The 16,681-nt window shown below is 71.6% G+C and carries 16 protein-coding genes; all 16 read left to right on the top strand.

Annotated features, from left to right (window positions below):
* The first annotated feature begins 12 nt into the window (after positions 1–12).
* Complete coding sequence (gene ftsW, locus FB382_RS11000) at positions 13–1,263, top strand: putative lipid II flippase FtsW (protein ID WP_182539108.1); 1,251 nt, start codon at positions 13–15, stop codon at positions 1,261–1,263.
* A gap of 21 nt (positions 1,264–1,284) precedes the next feature.
* Positions 1,285–2,355 carry an undecaprenyldiphospho-muramoylpentapeptide beta-N-acetylglucosaminyltransferase gene (murG, locus tag FB382_RS10995; protein WP_182539106.1) on the top strand — a complete coding sequence of 357 codons (1,071 nt, stop codon included), beginning with the start codon at positions 1,285–1,287 and terminating at the stop codon, positions 2,353–2,355.
* Complete coding sequence (murC, locus tag FB382_RS10990; RefSeq protein ID WP_182539104.1) at positions 2,352–3,776, top strand: UDP-N-acetylmuramate--L-alanine ligase; 1,425 nt, start codon at positions 2,352–2,354, stop codon at positions 3,774–3,776. Before murG ends, murC begins: the two co-directional genes overlap by 4 nt.
* Complete coding sequence (locus FB382_RS10985; RefSeq protein ID WP_343055562.1) at positions 3,769–4,536, top strand: cell division protein FtsQ/DivIB; 768 nt, start codon at positions 3,769–3,771, stop codon at positions 4,534–4,536. The genes murC and FB382_RS10985 overlap by 8 nt, the downstream gene beginning before the upstream one ends.
* Positions 4,537–4,750: 214 nt before the next feature.
* Positions 4,751–5,995: a cell division protein FtsZ gene (gene ftsZ / locus FB382_RS10980; RefSeq protein WP_182539102.1), complete on the top strand. Its 1,245-nt coding sequence runs from the start codon at positions 4,751–4,753 to the stop codon at positions 5,993–5,995.
* 4 nt (positions 5,996–5,999) lie between these two features.
* Positions 6,000–6,686, top strand: coding sequence for a laccase domain-containing protein (locus FB382_RS10975; protein ID WP_182539100.1), 687 nt, complete (start codon positions 6,000–6,002; stop codon positions 6,684–6,686).
* A complete protein-coding gene (locus tag FB382_RS10970; RefSeq protein WP_182539098.1) occupies positions 6,683–7,375 on the top strand; it encodes a YggS family pyridoxal phosphate-dependent enzyme in 693 nt (230 codons plus the stop codon). Before FB382_RS10975 ends, FB382_RS10970 begins: the two co-directional genes overlap by 4 nt.
* A 60-nt stretch (positions 7,376–7,435) precedes the next feature.
* Positions 7,436–7,927: a cell division protein SepF gene (locus FB382_RS10965; RefSeq protein WP_125038617.1), complete on the top strand. Its 492-nt coding sequence runs from the start codon at positions 7,436–7,438 to the stop codon at positions 7,925–7,927.
* Positions 7,928–7,944: 17 nt separating this feature from the next.
* A complete protein-coding gene (locus FB382_RS10960; RefSeq protein WP_343055678.1) occupies positions 7,945–8,229 on the top strand; it encodes a YggT family protein in 285 nt (94 codons plus the stop codon).
* Between the two features lie 109 nt (positions 8,230–8,338).
* Complete coding sequence (locus FB382_RS10955) at positions 8,339–9,082, top strand: DivIVA domain-containing protein (protein WP_246377155.1); 744 nt, start codon at positions 8,339–8,341, stop codon at positions 9,080–9,082.
* 189 nt (positions 9,083–9,271) lie between these two features.
* On the top strand, positions 9,272–10,111 hold the full coding sequence (locus tag FB382_RS22165; protein WP_182539092.1) for a TraR/DksA family transcriptional regulator: 840 nt from the start codon (positions 9,272–9,274) through the stop codon (positions 10,109–10,111).
* Positions 10,084–10,677, top strand: a complete 594-nt coding sequence (gene lspA, locus FB382_RS10945) for a signal peptidase II (protein ID WP_182539090.1) — start codon at positions 10,084–10,086, stop codon at positions 10,675–10,677. The genes FB382_RS22165 and lspA overlap by 28 nt, the downstream gene beginning before the upstream one ends.
* On the top strand, positions 10,674–11,612 hold the full coding sequence (locus FB382_RS10940; protein WP_125038613.1) for an RluA family pseudouridine synthase: 939 nt from the start codon (positions 10,674–10,676) through the stop codon (positions 11,610–11,612). Before lspA ends, FB382_RS10940 begins: the two co-directional genes overlap by 4 nt.
* Positions 11,613–11,622: 10 nt before the next feature.
* The gene (locus FB382_RS10935; RefSeq protein ID WP_182539088.1) at positions 11,623–12,327 is read left to right on the top strand and encodes a GNAT family N-acetyltransferase; all 705 of its coding nucleotides are present in this window, start codon (positions 11,623–11,625) and stop codon (positions 12,325–12,327) included.
* A 201-nt stretch (positions 12,328–12,528) separates the two neighbouring features.
* Positions 12,529–16,080, top strand: coding sequence for a DNA polymerase III subunit alpha (dnaE, locus tag FB382_RS10930; protein WP_182541472.1), 3,552 nt, complete (start codon positions 12,529–12,531; stop codon positions 16,078–16,080).
* Entirely contained in the window at positions 16,065–16,637 is a 573-nt protein-coding gene (locus tag FB382_RS10925; RefSeq protein ID WP_182539086.1) for a hypothetical protein, read from the top strand. Before dnaE ends, FB382_RS10925 begins: the two co-directional genes overlap by 16 nt.
* Positions 16,638–16,681: the final 44 nt, after the last annotated feature.

Raw genomic sequence — 16,681 nt, 5'->3', positions numbered from 1 at the left:
AGGGGAGCCGCGATGACCACCGCCAACCCCGAGGACACCCGCCGTCGGACCTCCGGCCCGCTCTCCTGGTACGTCGCCCTCCGCGACGCCCTCGACCGGCCGCTCACGTCCTACTACCTGCTGCTCGGCGCGTCCGGGCTGCTGCTCGTGATCGGCCTGATCATGGTGCTGTCCGCCTCGAGCGTCTACAGCTACGAGCAGAACGACGGCAACAGCTACGCCGTCGTCGAGCGCCAGCTGATGTGGGTGAGCATCGGACTCCCGGCCGCCTGGGTCGCCAGCCGGCTCCCGCACCGCCTGATCCGCGGCCTGACCTGGCCCGGCTACGTCATCTCGCTCGTGCTGCTGCTGCTGACCGCCTTCGTCGGCGTGACGATCAACGGCAACCAGAACTGGCTGCCCCTCGGCCCGATCGTGATCCAGCCGTCCGAGATCGCCAAGATGGCGCTGATCCTGTGGGCCGCCCACGTCTACGCCCACAAGGACCGCCGACTGGGCAGCCTCCACCAGGTGATGATGCCGGTCGTGCCGGGCATGCTCCTGGCGACCGGGCTGGTCGTCTTCGGCCACGACCTCGGCACCGCGCTGGTTCTCTTCGCGATCCTGCTCGGCATGCTCTGGGTGGTCGGCGCGCCGGGCCGCTTCTTCGTGCTGGCGATCTCGATCGTCGGCGTCGTGGCGGTCTTCCTCGCCGCTGCCAGCCCCGAGCGGCTGGCCCGCATCACCAACTTCGCCGACCCGTTCAAGGACTTCCACGACACCGGCTGGCAGCCTGCCCACGGCCTCTACGCGCTCTCGACGGGCGGCTGGTTCGGCCAGGGCATCGGCGCCAGCCAGCAGAAGTGGGGCGACCTGCCGGAGGCGCACACCGACTTCATCTTCGCCGTGCTCGGCGAGGAGCTCGGACTGGTCGGCACGCTGCTCGTCATCGGCCTGTTCCTCACCATCGCCTACGCCGCCCTCCGCGTGGCCCGGGAGACCGCCGACCCGTTCGTCCGCTACGCCAGCTTCGGCATCGTCGTGTGGCTGCTCGGCCAGATGATCATCAACGTGGGCATGGTGCTCGCGCTCCTGCCCGTCATCGGCATCCCGCTGCCGCTCGTGTCCTACGGCGGCTCGTCCCTCGTGCCCACCCTCGTCGCCCTCGGCCTGCTGGTCGGGTTCGCCCGCCGCGAGCCCGACGCCGCCCGGGCCCTGGCCCAGCGCCGCCGGGACCGCTCCGCGGGGCTGTCGGCCGGCAAGGTGTCGGGCCGGTCGCTCTGACCCCCCTCTAGGCTGACGTCGATGCGCGTTCTCCTTGCCGGCGGCGGTACCGCCGGCCACACCTCGCCCCTGCTCGCCACCGCCGACGCCCTGCGCCGGCTCGACCCCGACGTCGAGATCACCTGCCTCGGCACCCCCCGCGGCCTCGAGACCCGCGTGGTGCCCGAGGCTGGCTACCCCCTCGAGCTGGTCCCGCCGGTCCCGATGCCGCGCCGGCCCGGCGTCGAGCTCCTGAAGGTCCCGTTCCGGCTGCGCCGCACGGTCAAGGAGACGCTCGCGATCGTCGACCGGATCCGGCCCGACGTGATCGTCGGCTACGGCGGTTACGTCTCGGTGCCGGCCTACCTCGCGGCCCGGCGCCGCAAGCTGCCGCTGGTCGTCCACGAGCAGAACGCCCTGCCCGGCATGGCCAACAAGCTCGGCGCCCGCCTCGCCACCCGCGTCGCGGTCAGCTTCCCCGACACCCCTCTGCCCAGGGCCGAGTACGTCGGCCTGCCGATCCGCACCATGATCTCCGGGCTCGACCGGGCGGCCGTCCGCGCGGAGGCGCGCGCGTTCTTCGGGCTCGACCCGGACCGGCCGACCCTGATGGTCACCGGCGGCTCGCAGGGGTCCCGCAAGCTCAACCAGTCGGTGTCCGCGGCGGCGCGGGCCCTGGCGGAGGCCGGTGTCCAGGTCCTCCACGTGCAGGGCAAGCACGGCGGTGCCGAGCCCGAGCTCACCGACGTCCCCTACGTCGTCCTCGACTACGTCGACCGCATGGACCTCGCCTACGCCGCCGCCGACCTGGTCGTGTGCCGCTCCGGCGCCAACACCGCCACCGAGGCCGCCGCCACCGGGCTGCCGGCGATCTTCGTGCCGCTGCCGATCGGCAACGGCGAGCAGGACCACAACGCCCGGCCCATCGTCGAGGCCGGCGGCGCCCTGCTCGTCGCCGACTCGGCGGTCACGCCCGAGTGGGTCATCGCGACCGTGCCGGCCCTGGCCGCCGACACCGAGCGGCTCGCCGCCATGGGCGCCGCGGCGGCCGCGCTGATCCCGCGCGACGCCGACGACAAGCTGGCGCGGATCATCGTGGAGGCCGCGCGATGAAGGTCCCGGTCCCCGACGAGATCCTCCCCGCGGACCGGCTCGGCCGCGTCCACTTCGTCGGCATCGGGGGAGCCGGCCTGTCCGGCATCGCCCGGATCATGCTGGCGCGCGGCATGGCGGTCAGCGGCAGCGACGGTGCCGACAGCCCCACCCTCGAGGCGCTGCGCGAGCTCGGCGCCCGGGTCGACCTCGGTCACGACGCTGCGCAGGTCCACGACGTGGACACCCTCGTCGTCTCGACCGCGGTCCGCGAGGACAACCCCGAGTACCAGGAGGCCGTCCGCCAGGGCCTGCGCGTCCTGCCCCGCTCGGCCGCCCTGGCCGCCGTGATGGCCGACCGGCGGGTGCTGGCCGTCGCCGGCACCCACGGCAAGACCACCACGACCTCGCTGCTCACGGTCGCCCTGCAGGCCGCGGGCGCCGACCCGACGTACGCCGTCGGTGGCGACCTCGCCCAGACCGGCCGCAACGCCGCCGAGGGCAGCTCCGACCTGTTCGTCGCCGAGGCCGACGAGAGCGACGGCGCGTTCCTCGTCTACCGCCCCCACGCCGCCATCGTCACCAACGTCGAGGCCGACCACCTCGACAACTGGGGGACCGAGGAGGCCTACCGGGCCGCCTTCGGCGAGTTCGTGGACCGCATCGACCCGGCTGGATTCCTCGTCTGCATCGTCGACGACGAGGGCGCAGCCGACCTGGCCGCGCTCGCGCGCTCGCGCGGGCTCGCCGTCGTCGGCGTCGGGGAGTCGGCGGCCGCCGACGTACGGGCGAGCGACCTCCGCTTCGAGGGCACCACCTCGTCGTTCACCGTCCACGACGGCGACGTCGAGCTCGGCAGGGTCACCCTGCAGATACCCGGCCGCCACTACGTCCTCGACGCCCTGGCCGCACTCACCGTCGGCCTGCGCCTGGGCCACGACTTCGACGGCCTGCGCGCCGGCCTCGAGGGCTTCACCGGCACCCGCCGCCGGATGGAGCGCAAGGGCGAGGCCGCGGGCGTCCGGGTCTACGACAGCTACGCCCACCACCCGGTCGAGATCGCCGGCGACCTCCAGGCCGGTCGCGCGGTCGCGGGGGAGGGCCGCCTCGTCGTGGCCTTCCAGCCCCACCTGGTCTCCCGCACCCGCATCTTCGGCGCCGCCATGGGCGAGGCGCTCGGCGCGGCCGACGAGGTCGTCGTCCTCGACGTCTACCTCGCCCGCGAGGACTTCGACCCCGAGGTGACCGGCGCGCTGGTGGCCGGGCACGTGCCGCTCCCGGCCGACCGGGTCGCGTTCGTCGCCGACTTCGACGAGGCCCCGGCCGAGCTCGCCTCCCGCGCCCGCGCCGGCGACCTCGTGCTCACCCTCGGCGCCGGCAGCATCACCCAGATCGGCCCCCGGGTCCTCGAGATCCTCGAGCAGCGGGCGTCGGGTGCGTAGCCCCGCCCCGACCGAGCCCTCGGTCGACCGGACCACGATCCGCAGCCGCAAGCGCTTCGCGCGCCGGCAGTGGGCGCGCCGCTGGCTGACCTGGAAGCCGGTCCTGGCGTTCGTGCTCGTCCTGCTGGTCGTCGTCGGCGGGCTGTGGGCGGTGTTCTTCTCCTCGCTGCTGGCCGTCCGGGGTGTCGACGTCACCGGCGCGACGACCGTCCGCGCCGGCCAGGTCCGCGACGCGGCCGCCGTCCCCACCGGCGAGCCGCTCGCCCGCGTCGACCTGGACGCCGTACGCCGTCGGGTGGAGGCGCTCGCCGTCGTGAAGTCCGCCGACGTCACCCGCGAGTGGCCCGACCAGGTGAAGATCACCGTCGAGGAGCGGGTCGCGGTCGCGGTCGTGGAGATCGGTGGCCGGATCCGGGGCATGGACGAGGACGGCGTCGTCTTCCGCGACTACGCCACCGCGCCACCCGGACTGCCCCACGTGCGCACCAGTGCCGACACCCGCAGCGACGCGCTGCAGGAGGCCGCGCGCGTGATCTCGGCGCTGCCCTCGGACATCGCCGGCATCGTCGACCACGTCGAGGTCGAGACGGTCGACCAGATCAAGCTGGTCCTCCGCGACGGCCGCGAGGTCGTGTGGGGGAGCGCGGACGAGTCCGCCCAGAAGGCGGAGGTCCTCAGCGCCCTGCTGCAGCACCCCGCGCGGACGTACGACGTCTCCGTCCCCGGCCAGCCGACCACCGCGGGCACGCCCGCTCCCTGAGGCCGGACGGGGCCCCAGCCCTGCCACGGCAGGGAAAAGTCGCAAGAAGCCGAGACACGCGGCGTGTCTGCGTCGATCCGCGCAGCCGGCTGCCTACTCTCGTGACCACGGCGAGGTTGACATAACTATAACCCTCAGCCTGAGGGTAAGAGTTCAACTCCAGCACAGACATTCCGTCCGGGTCCCGGACACGATCAGCGAGAGGCGAAAGCCCGTGGCAGCAGCACAGAACTACCTGGCCATCATCAAGGTCGTGGGCATCGGTGGTGGTGGTGTCAACGCCGTCAACCGGATGATCGAGGTCGGGCTCAAGGGCGTCGAGTTCATCGCGATCAACACCGACGCGCAGGCCCTCCTCATGTCCGACGCGGACGTCAAGCTCGACATCGGCCGCGAGCTCACCCGCGGCCTGGGCGCCGGCGCCAACCCCGAGGTCGGGGCCCGGGCCGCCGAGGACCACGCCGACGAGATCGAAGAGGTCATCAAGGGCGCCGACATGGTCTTCGTGACCGCCGGCGAGGGTGGCGGCACCGGCACCGGCGGCGCGCCCGTCGTGGCCCGCATCGCCCGCTCGCTCGGGGCCCTGACGATCGGCGTCGTGACCCGCCCCTTCGCCTTCGAGGGTCGCCGCCGCGCCAACTCCGCCGAGGAGGGGATCTCCCAGCTGCGCGACGAGGTCGACACCCTCATCGTGATCCCCAACGACCGGCTCCTGTCGATCAGCGACCGCAGCGTCTCGGTCCTCGACGCCTTCAAGCAGGCCGACCAGGTGCTGCTGCAGGGTGTCTCGGGCATCACCGACCTGATCACCACCCCCGGCCTGATCAACCTCGACTTCGCCGACGTGAAGTCCGTCATGGCCAACGCCGGCTCGGCCCTCATGGGCATCGGCTCGGCCCGCGGCGAGGACCGCGCGGTCGCCGCCGCCGAGATGGCCGTGTCCAGCCCGCTGCTCGAGGCCTCCATCGACGGCGCCTACGGCGTGCTGCTCTCGATCGCCGGTGGCTCCGACCTCGGCCTGTTCGAGATCAACGAGGCCGCCGCGCTGGTCGCCCAGGCCGCGCACCCCGAGGCCAACATCATCTTCGGCGCCACCATCGACGACGCGCTCGGCGACGAGGTCCGCGTGACCGTCATCGCCGCCGGCTTCGACGGCGGCCAGCCCAAGAAGCGCGACGAGGGCACGGTCCTGCGGCGCGAGCCCAAGCCGCAGCAGACCCAGGAGGAGACCCGGGCCGCTGCCCAGCAGCTGGCCACGCGTCGCCCCGAGGAGCGCGTCCCCGCCGGGGCCGCCTCCCGACCGGCCCCGTCGACGGCGTCCGCTCCTGCCGCCCCGGCTGCCCCCACGTTCCACCCGTCCACGCCGCGCACCGAGCCGGCCGCCCAGCCGCCGCGTCAGCAGCCCCGCCAGGTCCAGTTCGACGACGACGACCTGGACGTGCCCGACTTCCTGAAGTAGGCACGTGTTCTCCTACCGCGACTCCTGTGAGGGCGACGTCCACGTGGACGTCGCCTTCACGGACTCCACCGTCGACCTGCAGGAGCTCCGGCCCGGCCTCGCCACCGAGCTGCCCCGGGTCGAGGAGGCCTGCGGTGTCCGGTTCGCCCGGCTCCACCAGGTCCACGGCGCCGACGTGGTCCCGGTCGACGAGCCAGGGCCTCCGCCGCTGGAGGACGTCCCCACCGGCGACGCGCTGGTCACGGCCACCCGCGGCGTCGGGCTGATGATCCGGGTCGCCGACTGCGTCCCGGTCCTCCTCGCCGACCCCGGTGCCGGCGTCATCGGCGCCGTGCACGCCGGCCGGCAGGGCGTCGCCCTCGACGTCGTGGGCCACGCGGTCGACCGGATGCGCGACGCCGGCGCCACCGCCATCGTCGGCTGGATCGGCCCGCACGTCTGCGGCGGCTGCTACGAGGTCCCCGACGCGCTCCGCACCGAGGTCGCCGCGCTCGTCCCCTCGACCTGGGCGCAGACCACCTGGGGCACGCCCTCGCTCGACCTCGGCGCCGGCGTCCGGTCCCAGCTCGTCGCGGCCGGCGTCCGCGTCACCGAGGTGGGGCGCTGCACGCGCGAGGACGCCGGGCTGCACTCCTACCGGCGCGACGGCGCCGACGCCGGCCGGTTCGCCGGCCTCGTGTGGATGTCATGAGCCGCCGCGACGAGATCGCCGCCGGCCTCGCCTCCGTCCGCGAGCGGATCGACCGGGCGGCGACCGACGCCGGCCGCGACCCGGCCGCGGTCCAGCTCGTCGTCGTGACGAAGTTCTTCCCGGCGGGCGACGTACGCCTCCTGGCGGAGCTGGGGGTCACCGACGTGGGGGAGAACCGCCACCAGGAGGCCCAGGAGAAGGCCGCCGAGTGCGCCGACCTCGGGCTGCGCTGGCACTTCATCGGCGGGCTCCAGAGCAACAAGGCCGCCGCGGTCGCCGACTGGGCCCGCGTGGTGGAGTCCGTCGACCGGGTCAAGCTCGTCGGGCCGCTCGCGCGCGGCGCGCAGTCCCACCCGCTCCAGGTGCTCCTCCAGGTCAGCCTGGACCCGCCGGACGCCGACGGGCGCTCGGGCTGCGACGCCGACCTGTTGCCCGCGCTCGCGGCGCGGGTCGAGGAGGAGGAGACGCTCGAGCTGCGCGGGCTGATGGCCGTGGCGCCGCTCGGCGAGGACCCCGCCCGGGCCTTCGCCCGGCTGTCCGCCATCCGTGCCGGGTTCCTCGCCGACCACCCCCGCGCGGACTGGCTCTCCGCGGGGATGAGCGGCGACCTCGAGCACGCCGTCCGGCACGGTGCGACACACGTGCGTGTCGGCAGCGCGATCCTCGGTTCGAGGCCGCGTGTCAAGTAGGGTCAACACACCAGATCAGCACCCTCACCAGGGGTGCGTCACCACCGGAGGATCACACTCATGAGCGGCTCGATGCGCAAGATCGGCGAGTACCTCGGACTGCTCGAGGACACCGGCCGGTACGACAACGAGTACGACGAGTACGAGACGCAGGACGTGCCCACCGTGGCGCCGGCGCGTGCCGCCAAGGCCCGCGAGCCCCGTCCCGCCCCCGTGTCCGACCTGTCCGAGCGTCGTCGCCCGACGCCCGCCCCCACGGGAGTGGTTGCCGAGTTGTCCCGCATCACGACGCTGCACCCGCGCACCTACAACGAGGCGCGCACGGTGGGCGAGAACTTCCGCGACGGCGTCCCGGTGATCATGAACCTCTCCGAGATGGACGACAACGACGCCAAGCGCCTGGTCGACTTCGCGGCCGGTCTGGTCTTTGCCACGCGTGGCACGATCGAGCGCGTGACCAACAAGGTCTTCCTGCTCTCCCCGCCCAATGTCACGGTCGCCGCCGAGGACAAGCAGCGGATCGCCGAGGGCGGCTTCTTCAACCAGAGCTAGGAATCCTCTTGCACGTCGTGGGGCAGGTCATCGAGGGCCTGCTGTGGTTCTTCATTGCCCTGCTCTGGGTCCGGTTCGTCGTGGACTGGGTCCAGGTCTTCGCCCGGTCCTGGTCGCCGACCGGGCCGCTGCTGGTGATCCTGGAGGTCGTCTACTCCCTCACGGACCCGCCGATCAAGGCGTTGCGCCGGGTCATCCCGCCGCTCCGGCTGGGCAGCGTGGCGCTCGACCTGAGCTTCCTGATCGTGATGATCAGCGCCTACGTGCTGCTCCGGATCAACCGGGAGATCTTCTTCACGTGAGCCCCGGCCGTGCGGCGCGCGGGTGACGCCGTGAGTAACCCCTGCCTCTGGGCAGGCGCTATTGTTCGACCGACAGTAACTTTTGACGATCTATTGAATGGGTGAGGTCATGCCGCTGACGCCTGAGGACGTGAGCAACAAGCGCTTTACTCCGGTCCGGCTCCGCGAGGGCTACGACATGGGGGAGGTCGACCAGTTCCTCGATGAGGTGGAGGCCGAGCTGGCGCGGCTCACGAAGGAGAACGACGACCTCAGGTCGAAGTTGTCCTCGGCCCAGGGTGGTGCCCCGGTCGTCACCGAGAAGGCACCCGAGCCCGCGAAGGTCGAGACCAAGGCTCCCGAGCCGGTCCCCGCCCCGGTGCCGGCCCCCGTCGTCGCAGCGAGCCCCGTGGAGACGATCCGTGTCGAGACGGTCCCGCAGGCGTCCAACGCCGCGGCCCGCCTGCTCGAGATCGCCACGCGCAACGCGGACGAGCTCGTCGAGGAGGCCAAGAACGACGCCGACAAGATCGTCGGCGAGGCCCGCACCAAGGCCGAGCGCCTGGAGGCCGAGTCCAAGAACAAGGCCGACCGTCTCGAGGCCGACGCCCGCACCCGTTCGCAGATGCTCGACAGCGAGACCGCGGAGCGCCGCCAGCAGATGTTCGGCGACCTGGAGAAGGAGCGCGACAAGCTCTCCGCCGAGGTGGAGAACCTCCGCTCCTTCGAGCGCGAGTACCGCTCCCGCCTGAAGAGCTACTTCAGCCAGCAGCTGGAGGCGCTCAACGGCTCCTCCGAGACCGCCGCCCCCTCGAGCGACGAGCAGCACGCGCCCAAGCGCCTGCGTTCGATCCTCGGCGAGGACGAGGGCTGAGCGTCCCTCTCCGGAGGACGCACGACACGATCACCGGCACGGCCGGCCCCACCGGGGTCGGCCGTTCGGTGTCTCTCGGCGTGTCGCGCACGGTGTGCCGACTTTGAGACGCTCCCCGCGAGCGCTACCCTCCCTCCACACTGTGGCTCCCGCCACACGTGGCCCGGCCCGAGGAGGCCTTGAGTTCCCATGGCAAGCACCACTCGTACGTCGCTCGCCGGCCAGGCCGCCAAGGCCGCCCGCAAGGTGATCTCGCGACGCTCCGCCAAGACCGCCGAGGCTCCGGCCGCACCGGCCAAGAAGGCCCCCGCCAAGAAGGCTCCGCCCGCCGCCAAGAAGGCAGCCCCGGTCAAGAAGGCAGCCCCGGTCAAGAAGGCAGCGCCGGCCGCGAAGAAGGCGGCTCCGGCCAAGAAGGCTGCGCCGGCCGCGAAGAAGGCCGCCCCGGTCAAGAAGGCTGCACCGGCCGCCAAGAAGGCCGCTCCCGCCAAGAAGGCTGCACCGGCCGCCAAGAAGGCCGCACCGGCCAAGAAGGCCGCTCCCGCGAAGAAGGCCCCCGCCACCAAGGCGGCTGCGGCCAAGAAGACTGCTCCCACGAAGGCCGCAGCGGCCAAGGCGTCGACCAGGAAGGCCCCGATGAGTGCACTGGTGGTCAAGGAGGGCGAAGGCGCCTGGACGAAGGCCGAGCTCAAGGAGGTCCTCGACGAGCTCCACGAGCAGCAGACCCACAGCGCCGGCCTGATCGAGAAGCAGGAGTCGGAGCTGACCGGTCTCATGCGCGACGCCGGCGACGGCGCCGGCCACGACCAGGCCGACATGGGCGCGACCAGCTTCGAGCGCGACCACGAGCTGACCGTGCTGAGCAACGAGCGCGACAAGCTGGCCCAGATCGAGCGGGCCCTGCAGCGCATCGAGGACGGCACCTACGGCGTGTGCGAGTCGTGTGGCAACCCTATCGGCAAGATGCGGCTCATGGCCTTCCCGCGTGCCACACTGTGCATGACATGCAAGCAGCGCGAGGAACGTCGCTGAGCGACGCCACCACCACCCCCCACCCGTCCAGCAGCACCGGTCCCGGTGCGCGCCTGACCGGGCTGTTCGCGTTCGTCGCACTCGCGGCGTACGCCCTCGACCTGGGCAGCAAGCTGCTCGCCGTCGACAAGCTGACCGGCCACCCCGACGTCCCCGTGGTGGGCAACCTGCTGGTCCTGCACCTGACCCGCAACCCCGGGGCCGCGTTCAGCACCGGCACCAGCTACACCGTCGCGCTGACGTGCGTGGCGATCGTGGCGGTCCTCGTCGTGCTGGCGCTCTCCCGCAAGGTCGGCAGCGTCGGCTGGGCGATCGCGCTGGGCCTGCTGCTCGCCGGGGTCTCGGGCAACCTGACCGACCGGATCTTCCGGTCGCCGGGCCCGCTGCGCGGCCACGTCATCGACTTCCTGATGCTCCCGCACTGGCCGGTCTTCAACGTCGCCGACATGTGCATCAACGTCGCCGCCGGGCTGATCCTGCTGCAGGCCTTCCGCGGGATCCGGATCAACGGCACCCGCACGTCCCCTGAGTCCGGCCACGAGTCCTCGCAGGAGCCGGGGGAGTGACCGCGGGAGCAGACCACCGGGTCCTGTCCGTCCCCGAGGGCCTGGCGGGCGAGCGTGTCGACGCCGCCCTGGCCCGGATGTTCGGACTGTCGCGCACGCGCGCGGCCGAGCTGATCGCCAGCGGCCACGTGCTGGTCGACGGCTCGGGCGTCGGCAAGAGCGACCGGGTGATGCCGGGCGCCACCCTCGATGTCACGATCCCGTCGCTGCTCGACCCGCTCGAGGTCGTCCCCCAGATCGTCGAGGGCATCAAGATCATCCACGACGACGACTCCATCGTGGTGATCGACAAGCCGGTCGGCGTCGCCGTCCACCCCTCGCCCGGCTGGAGCGGCCCGACGGTCGTCGGCCACCTGGTCGCGGCCGGGTTCCGGATCGCCACCAGTGGCGCCTCCGAGCGCCAGGGCATCGTGCAGCGGCTCGACGTCGGCACGTCCGGCGTCATGGTGATCACCAAGTCCGAGCACGGCTACTCCCTGCTCAAGAACGCCTTCCGCAACCGCACGGTCGACAAGACCTACCACGCGCTGGTGCAGGGCCACCCCGACCCGTTCGAGGGCACCGTCGACGCCCCCATCGGCCGGCATCCCAAGCACGACTACAAGTTCGCGGTGATGGCCGACGGGCGCCACAGCGTCACGCACTACTCCACCCTCGAGGCGCACCGCTTCGCCTCGCTGCTGGAGATCCACCTCGAGACCGGCCGCACCCACCAGATCCGGGTGCACATGTCGGCGCTCAAGCACCCCTGCGTCGGCGACATCACCTACGGCGCCGACCCCACGCTCGCGCGCCGGGTCGGCCTCGAGCGGCAGTGGCTCCACGCCGTACGCCTCGGCTTCCTGCACCCCGACAGCGGCGACTACGTCGAGTACGAGTCCACCTACCCCGACGACCTCGCGCACGCCCTCGAGGTCGTCCGCGACGCCCACTGAGGGCCCGCTGATGACTGACCTGCAGCTGCGTCCCGCCGGCGTCGAGGACCTCGAGGCCGTTCTCGCGGTCAATCTGGCCAGCCGCGCCGGTGCCGAGCGCAGTGGCGCGATGCCGCCGGGCATCCACGACGACCTCGACGTACGCCGGTGGGTGCTGTCCTGGGACCTCTCCCAGCAGGACGTCTGGCTGGCCGAGCTCGACGGTCGCCCCGTGGGCTACGCCCGCGCCACCGCCACCTGGCTCGACGACCTGTACGTCGTGCCCGACGCCGCCGGTCACGGCGTCGGGGGAGCGCTGCTCGACCTGGTCAAGGGCCTCCGCCCCGCCGGCTTCTGCCTCTGGGTCTTCGAGAGCAACACCCCCGCTCGCGCCTTCTACGAGCACCGCGGCCTGGTCGCCCTCGAGCGCACCGACGGCGAGGGCAACGAGGAGAAGTCGCCGGACATCAAGATGGCCTGGCCGGGGGAGGAGCCCCTCAGCTTCTTCCGCGGCCTCATCGACGAGGTGGACGAGCAGCTCGGCGACCTCCTCGCCCGCCGCGCCGCCCTGACCCGGGCCGTCCAGCCCCACAAGCCCGAGCCCGGCCGCGACCCCGCACGCGAGCGCGCGATCGCCGAGGCCCTGGCACTGCGCGCCCCCGCCCTCGGCCCCGACCGCCTCGCGCGGATCGTGTCCACGATCATCACCGAGAGCCTCGACTCCGCCCGAGACTGACCGAGTCGGCGCAACTGCCGCGGCGCTCCGGGACTGTCGGCGGTGGGTGCCACCATCGTCCCAACGGTTCGCGTAGGCTGACGTCCTTCCCCCAGGATCGCCGCCATGCCTCCGGCCGTGGCCGATGCTGCACGCCCCAACGCGCCACCACACGCGCCACCACACGCACCACCAGACGACCTCGAGGAGCCCCACGCGACGATGGCCACCGGTGCCCAGGACTCCTTCGTCCATCTCCACGTGCACACCGAGTACTCCATGCTCGACGGTGCCGCCCGCCTCGGCGCGCTGACCAGCCGCGCCGCCGAGCTCGGGATGCCCGCGGTCGCGATGACCGACCACGGCAACGTCTTCGGCGCCTACGAGTTCTACAAGAAGGCCAAGGCGGCCGGGGTCAAGCCGATCGTCGGCATCGAGGCCTACTTCGCGCCCAACATCTCCCGCTTCGAGCGCAAGGGCGTCAACTTCTACGACGGCGGTCCCGACGACGTCTCGGCCCGCGGTGCCTACACCCACATGACGCTGCTCTCGGAGACCACCGAGGGCATGCACAACCTCTTCCGGCTCTCCACCGGCGCCTGGCGCGACGGCTTCTTCAAGCACCCCCGCATGGACCGCGAGCTGCTCCAGCAGCACGGCAAGGGCATCATCGGCACGACCGGCTGCCCCTCGGGCGAGGTGCAGGTCCACCTCCGCTACGGCCAGTACGACGCCGCCCGCAAGGCCGCCGGCGACTTCCAGGACATCCTCGGCCGGGACAACTACTTCCTCGAGCTGATGGACCACGGCCTCGACATCGAGCGGCGGGTCCGCGACGGCCTGCTCAAGCTGTCCAAGGACCTCAACATCCCGCTGCTCGCGACCAACGACTCCCACTACGTCAACCGCGAGGACGCGCCCTCCCAGGAGCACCTGCTCTGCATCAACTCCGGCAGCACGATGGACATCCCCGCCGGCGACGGACCGGGGCAGCGGTTCGCCTTCAGCGGCGACGGCTACTACCTCAAGTCCGCGGCCGAGATGCGCGAGCTGTGGCGCGACTTCCCCGAGGCCTGCGACAACACCCTGTTGATCGCCGAGCGCTGCGACGTCTCCTTCACCGAGGGCAACGGCACGTTCATGCCGCGCTTCCCCTGCCCGCCGGGGGAGAACGAGGACTCCTGGCTGGTCAAGGAGGTCGAGAAGGGGCTGCACTTCCGCTACCCCGGCGGCATCCCCGAGAAGGTCCGCAAGCAGGCCGACTTCGAGGTCGGCGTCATCACCCAGATGGGCTTCCCGGGCTACTTCCTCGTCGTCGCCGACTTCATCAACTGGGCCAAGGACAACGGCATCCGCGTCGGCCCGGGCCGTGGCTCCGGTGCGGGCTCGATGGTCGCCTACGCCATGCGGATCACCGACCTCGACCCGCTCGAGCACGGCCTGATCTTCGAGCGCTTCCTCAACCCCGACCGCGTCTCGATGCCCGACTTCGACATCGACTTCGACGAGCGTCGGCGCGGCGAGGTGATCCGCTACGTCACCGAGAAGTACGGCGACGACCGGGTCTCGATGATCGTCACCTACGGCACCATCAAGGCCAAGCAGGCCGTCAAGGACTCCTCCCGGATCCTGGGCTACCCCTTCGCCATGGGCGACCGGATCACCAAGGCCATGCCCGCGGCGGTGATGGGCAAGGACGTCCCGCTCCAGGAGATCTTCGACCCGCAGCACAAGCGGTTCGGCGAGGGCGGCGAGTTCCGCCAGCTCTACGACTCCGACAACGACGTCAAGCGCGTGGTCGACACCGCCATCGGCATCGAGGGCCTCAAGCGCCAGTGGGGCGTGCACGCGGCCGGCGTCATCATGTCCAGCGAGCCGCTGCTCGACATCATCCCGATGCTCAAGCGGCCCGCCGACGGCGTGATGATCACGCAGTTCGACTACCCGACCTGCGAGACCCTCGGCCTGATCAAGATGGACTTCCTGGGGCTGCGCAACCTCACCGTCCTCGACGACGCGGTCAAGAACATCCAGGCCAACCGCGGCGAGACGGTCGTCCTCGAGGAGCTCACGCTCGACGACGAGGCGACCTACAAGCTCCTCCAGCGCGGCGACACCCTCGGCGTCTTCCAGCTCGACGGCGGCCCGATGCGGGCGCTGCTGCGCTCCATGCGCCCCGACACCTTCGAGGACATCTCCGCCGTCGGCGCGCTCTACCGCCCCGGCCCGATGGGTGCCGACTCCCACAACAAGTACGCCCGCCGCAAGACCGGCCGCGAGCCGGTCGAGGCGATCCACCCCGAGCTGGCCGAGCCGCTCGCGGAGATCCTCGGCGAGACCTACGGCCTGATCGTCTACCAGGAGCAGGTCATGGCCATCGCGCAGAAGCTCGCGGGCTACACCCTGGGCCAGGCCGACATCCTGCGTCGCGCCATGGGCAAGAAGAAGAAGGAGGAGCTGGACAAGCAGTTCGCCGGCTTCTCCGCCGGCATGACCGAGCGCGGCTACTCCATGCACGCCGTGAAGACGCTCTGGGAGATCCTGCTCCCGTTCTCCGACTACGCCTTCAACAAGGCCCACTCGGCCGCCTACGGTCTCGTGTCCTACTGGACCGCCTACCTCAAGGCCAACTACCCGGCCGAATACATGGCGGCGCTGCTCACCTCGGTCCGCGACGACAAGGACAAGTCGGCGATCTACCTCAACGAGTGCCGCCGGATGAAGATCCAGGTGCTCCCGCCCGACGTCAACGAGTCGTCCGCCAACTTCACCCCGGTCGGCAACGACGTGCGCTTCGGCCTGACCGCGATCCGCAACGTCGGCGGCAACGTCGTCGACGGCATCGTCTCGGGCCGTGAGGAGAAGGGCCGCTACGTCGACTTCAACGACTTCATGGAGAAGGTCCCCGCCCACGTCTGCAACAAGCGGGTGATCGAGTCGCTGGTCAAGGCCGGCGCGTTCGACGACATGAAGCACAAGCGCCGGGCGCTGGTCGCGATCCACGAGACGGCCGTCGACCAGTACGTCGACATCAAGCGCAACGAGGCGATCGGCCAGGACTCCCTCTTCGGTGGCCTCGACGACGACGCCGGCGGCGGGTTCGGCATCTCGGTGACCATCCCCGAGATCGACGAGTGGGACAAGACGACGCTGCTCGGCCACGAGCGCGACATGCTCGGCCTCTACGTCTCCGACCACCCGTTGCTCGGGCTCGAGCACGTGCTGTCCAACGGCACCGACTGCACCATCGGCCAGCTCATGCTCGACGAGGAGCGCGCCGACGGGTCGCCGATCACGATCAGCGGCCTGGTCACCTCGGTGCAGCGCAAGATCACCAAGCGCGGCGACGCGTGGGGGATGGTCACCCTCGAGGACCTCGACGGCGCCATCGACGTGCTGCTCTTCCCGAGCTCGTGGCAGCTGGCCGGCCACCTCGTGGCCGAGGACGCCATCATCACCGTCAAGGGCCGGCTCTCGCGGAGCAAGGACCAGCCCGAGATCATGGGCCAGGAGGTCACCCTTCCCGACATCTCCGAGGGGCCGTCCGGGCCGGTCGTCATCAGCCTGCCCTCGACCCGCTGCACCGGTCCGGTGGTCGAGCAGTTGCGCGACGTGCTCGGCTCCCACCCCGGCATGACCGAGGTGCAGCTGCGGCTGCTGACCCGCAGCTCGACGACCGTCATGCGGCTGGACGATAGGCTCCGGGTGACCCCGAGCTCCGCGCTCTTCGCAGACCTGAAGCACCTCCTGGGACCTGGATGCCTGACCAGCTGACCGTGACCACACCACCGCCCGCCGCCCCCGTGGACGCCCCGCCCGTGTGGCGGGGCGTCGTCGTGCGGCTGGTGGTGCAGGTCCTCGGCATCGTCGCGGTCTTCGCGGTGACCGGCGCCCTGGCCGGCGTGGTGTGGCAGTGGATCTGGTCGCCGCCGACCGGCGTGGTCGTGCACCACCAGTGGCTCCAGGACGAGGCGGGCCTGCGCGGCGACTTCTCCGGCACCGGCACCTACGTCGCGGTCGCCGTCGTGGCCGGCTTCGTCTCGGCCCTGCTGGTCGGCATCCTCTTCGACCGCCACGAGGTGCTGACCCTCGTGGTCGTGCTCGGGGCCTCGGTCCTCGCGGGCGTGCTGATGCACCGTGTGGGGAGCCACTTCGGTCCCGCGGACCCGGTCGACCTCGCCCGCTCGGCCAAGGACGGCACCAAGCTGCCCGGCGCGCTCACCGTCTCCGGGGACAGCCCCTTCCGTGCCTTCCCGGGCGGTGCGGTGGCCGGTCTCCTGGTGGTCTTCTTCGGTCTCACCCGACGCCGCCGACACCGCCCCGGGGCCTGAGGTTCACCGCTAGGATCTGGGCCCATCGACCAGTGCGGGCTCGG

Origin of the sequence: Nocardioides ginsengisegetis (genome assembly GCF_014138045.1) — a bacterium.
Classification (GTDB): domain Bacteria; phylum Actinomycetota; class Actinomycetes; order Propionibacteriales; family Nocardioidaceae; genus Nocardioides; species Nocardioides ginsengisegetis.
Note: the sequence above shows the minus strand (reverse complement) of the source record. Positions and strands in the feature narration are given on the sequence as shown.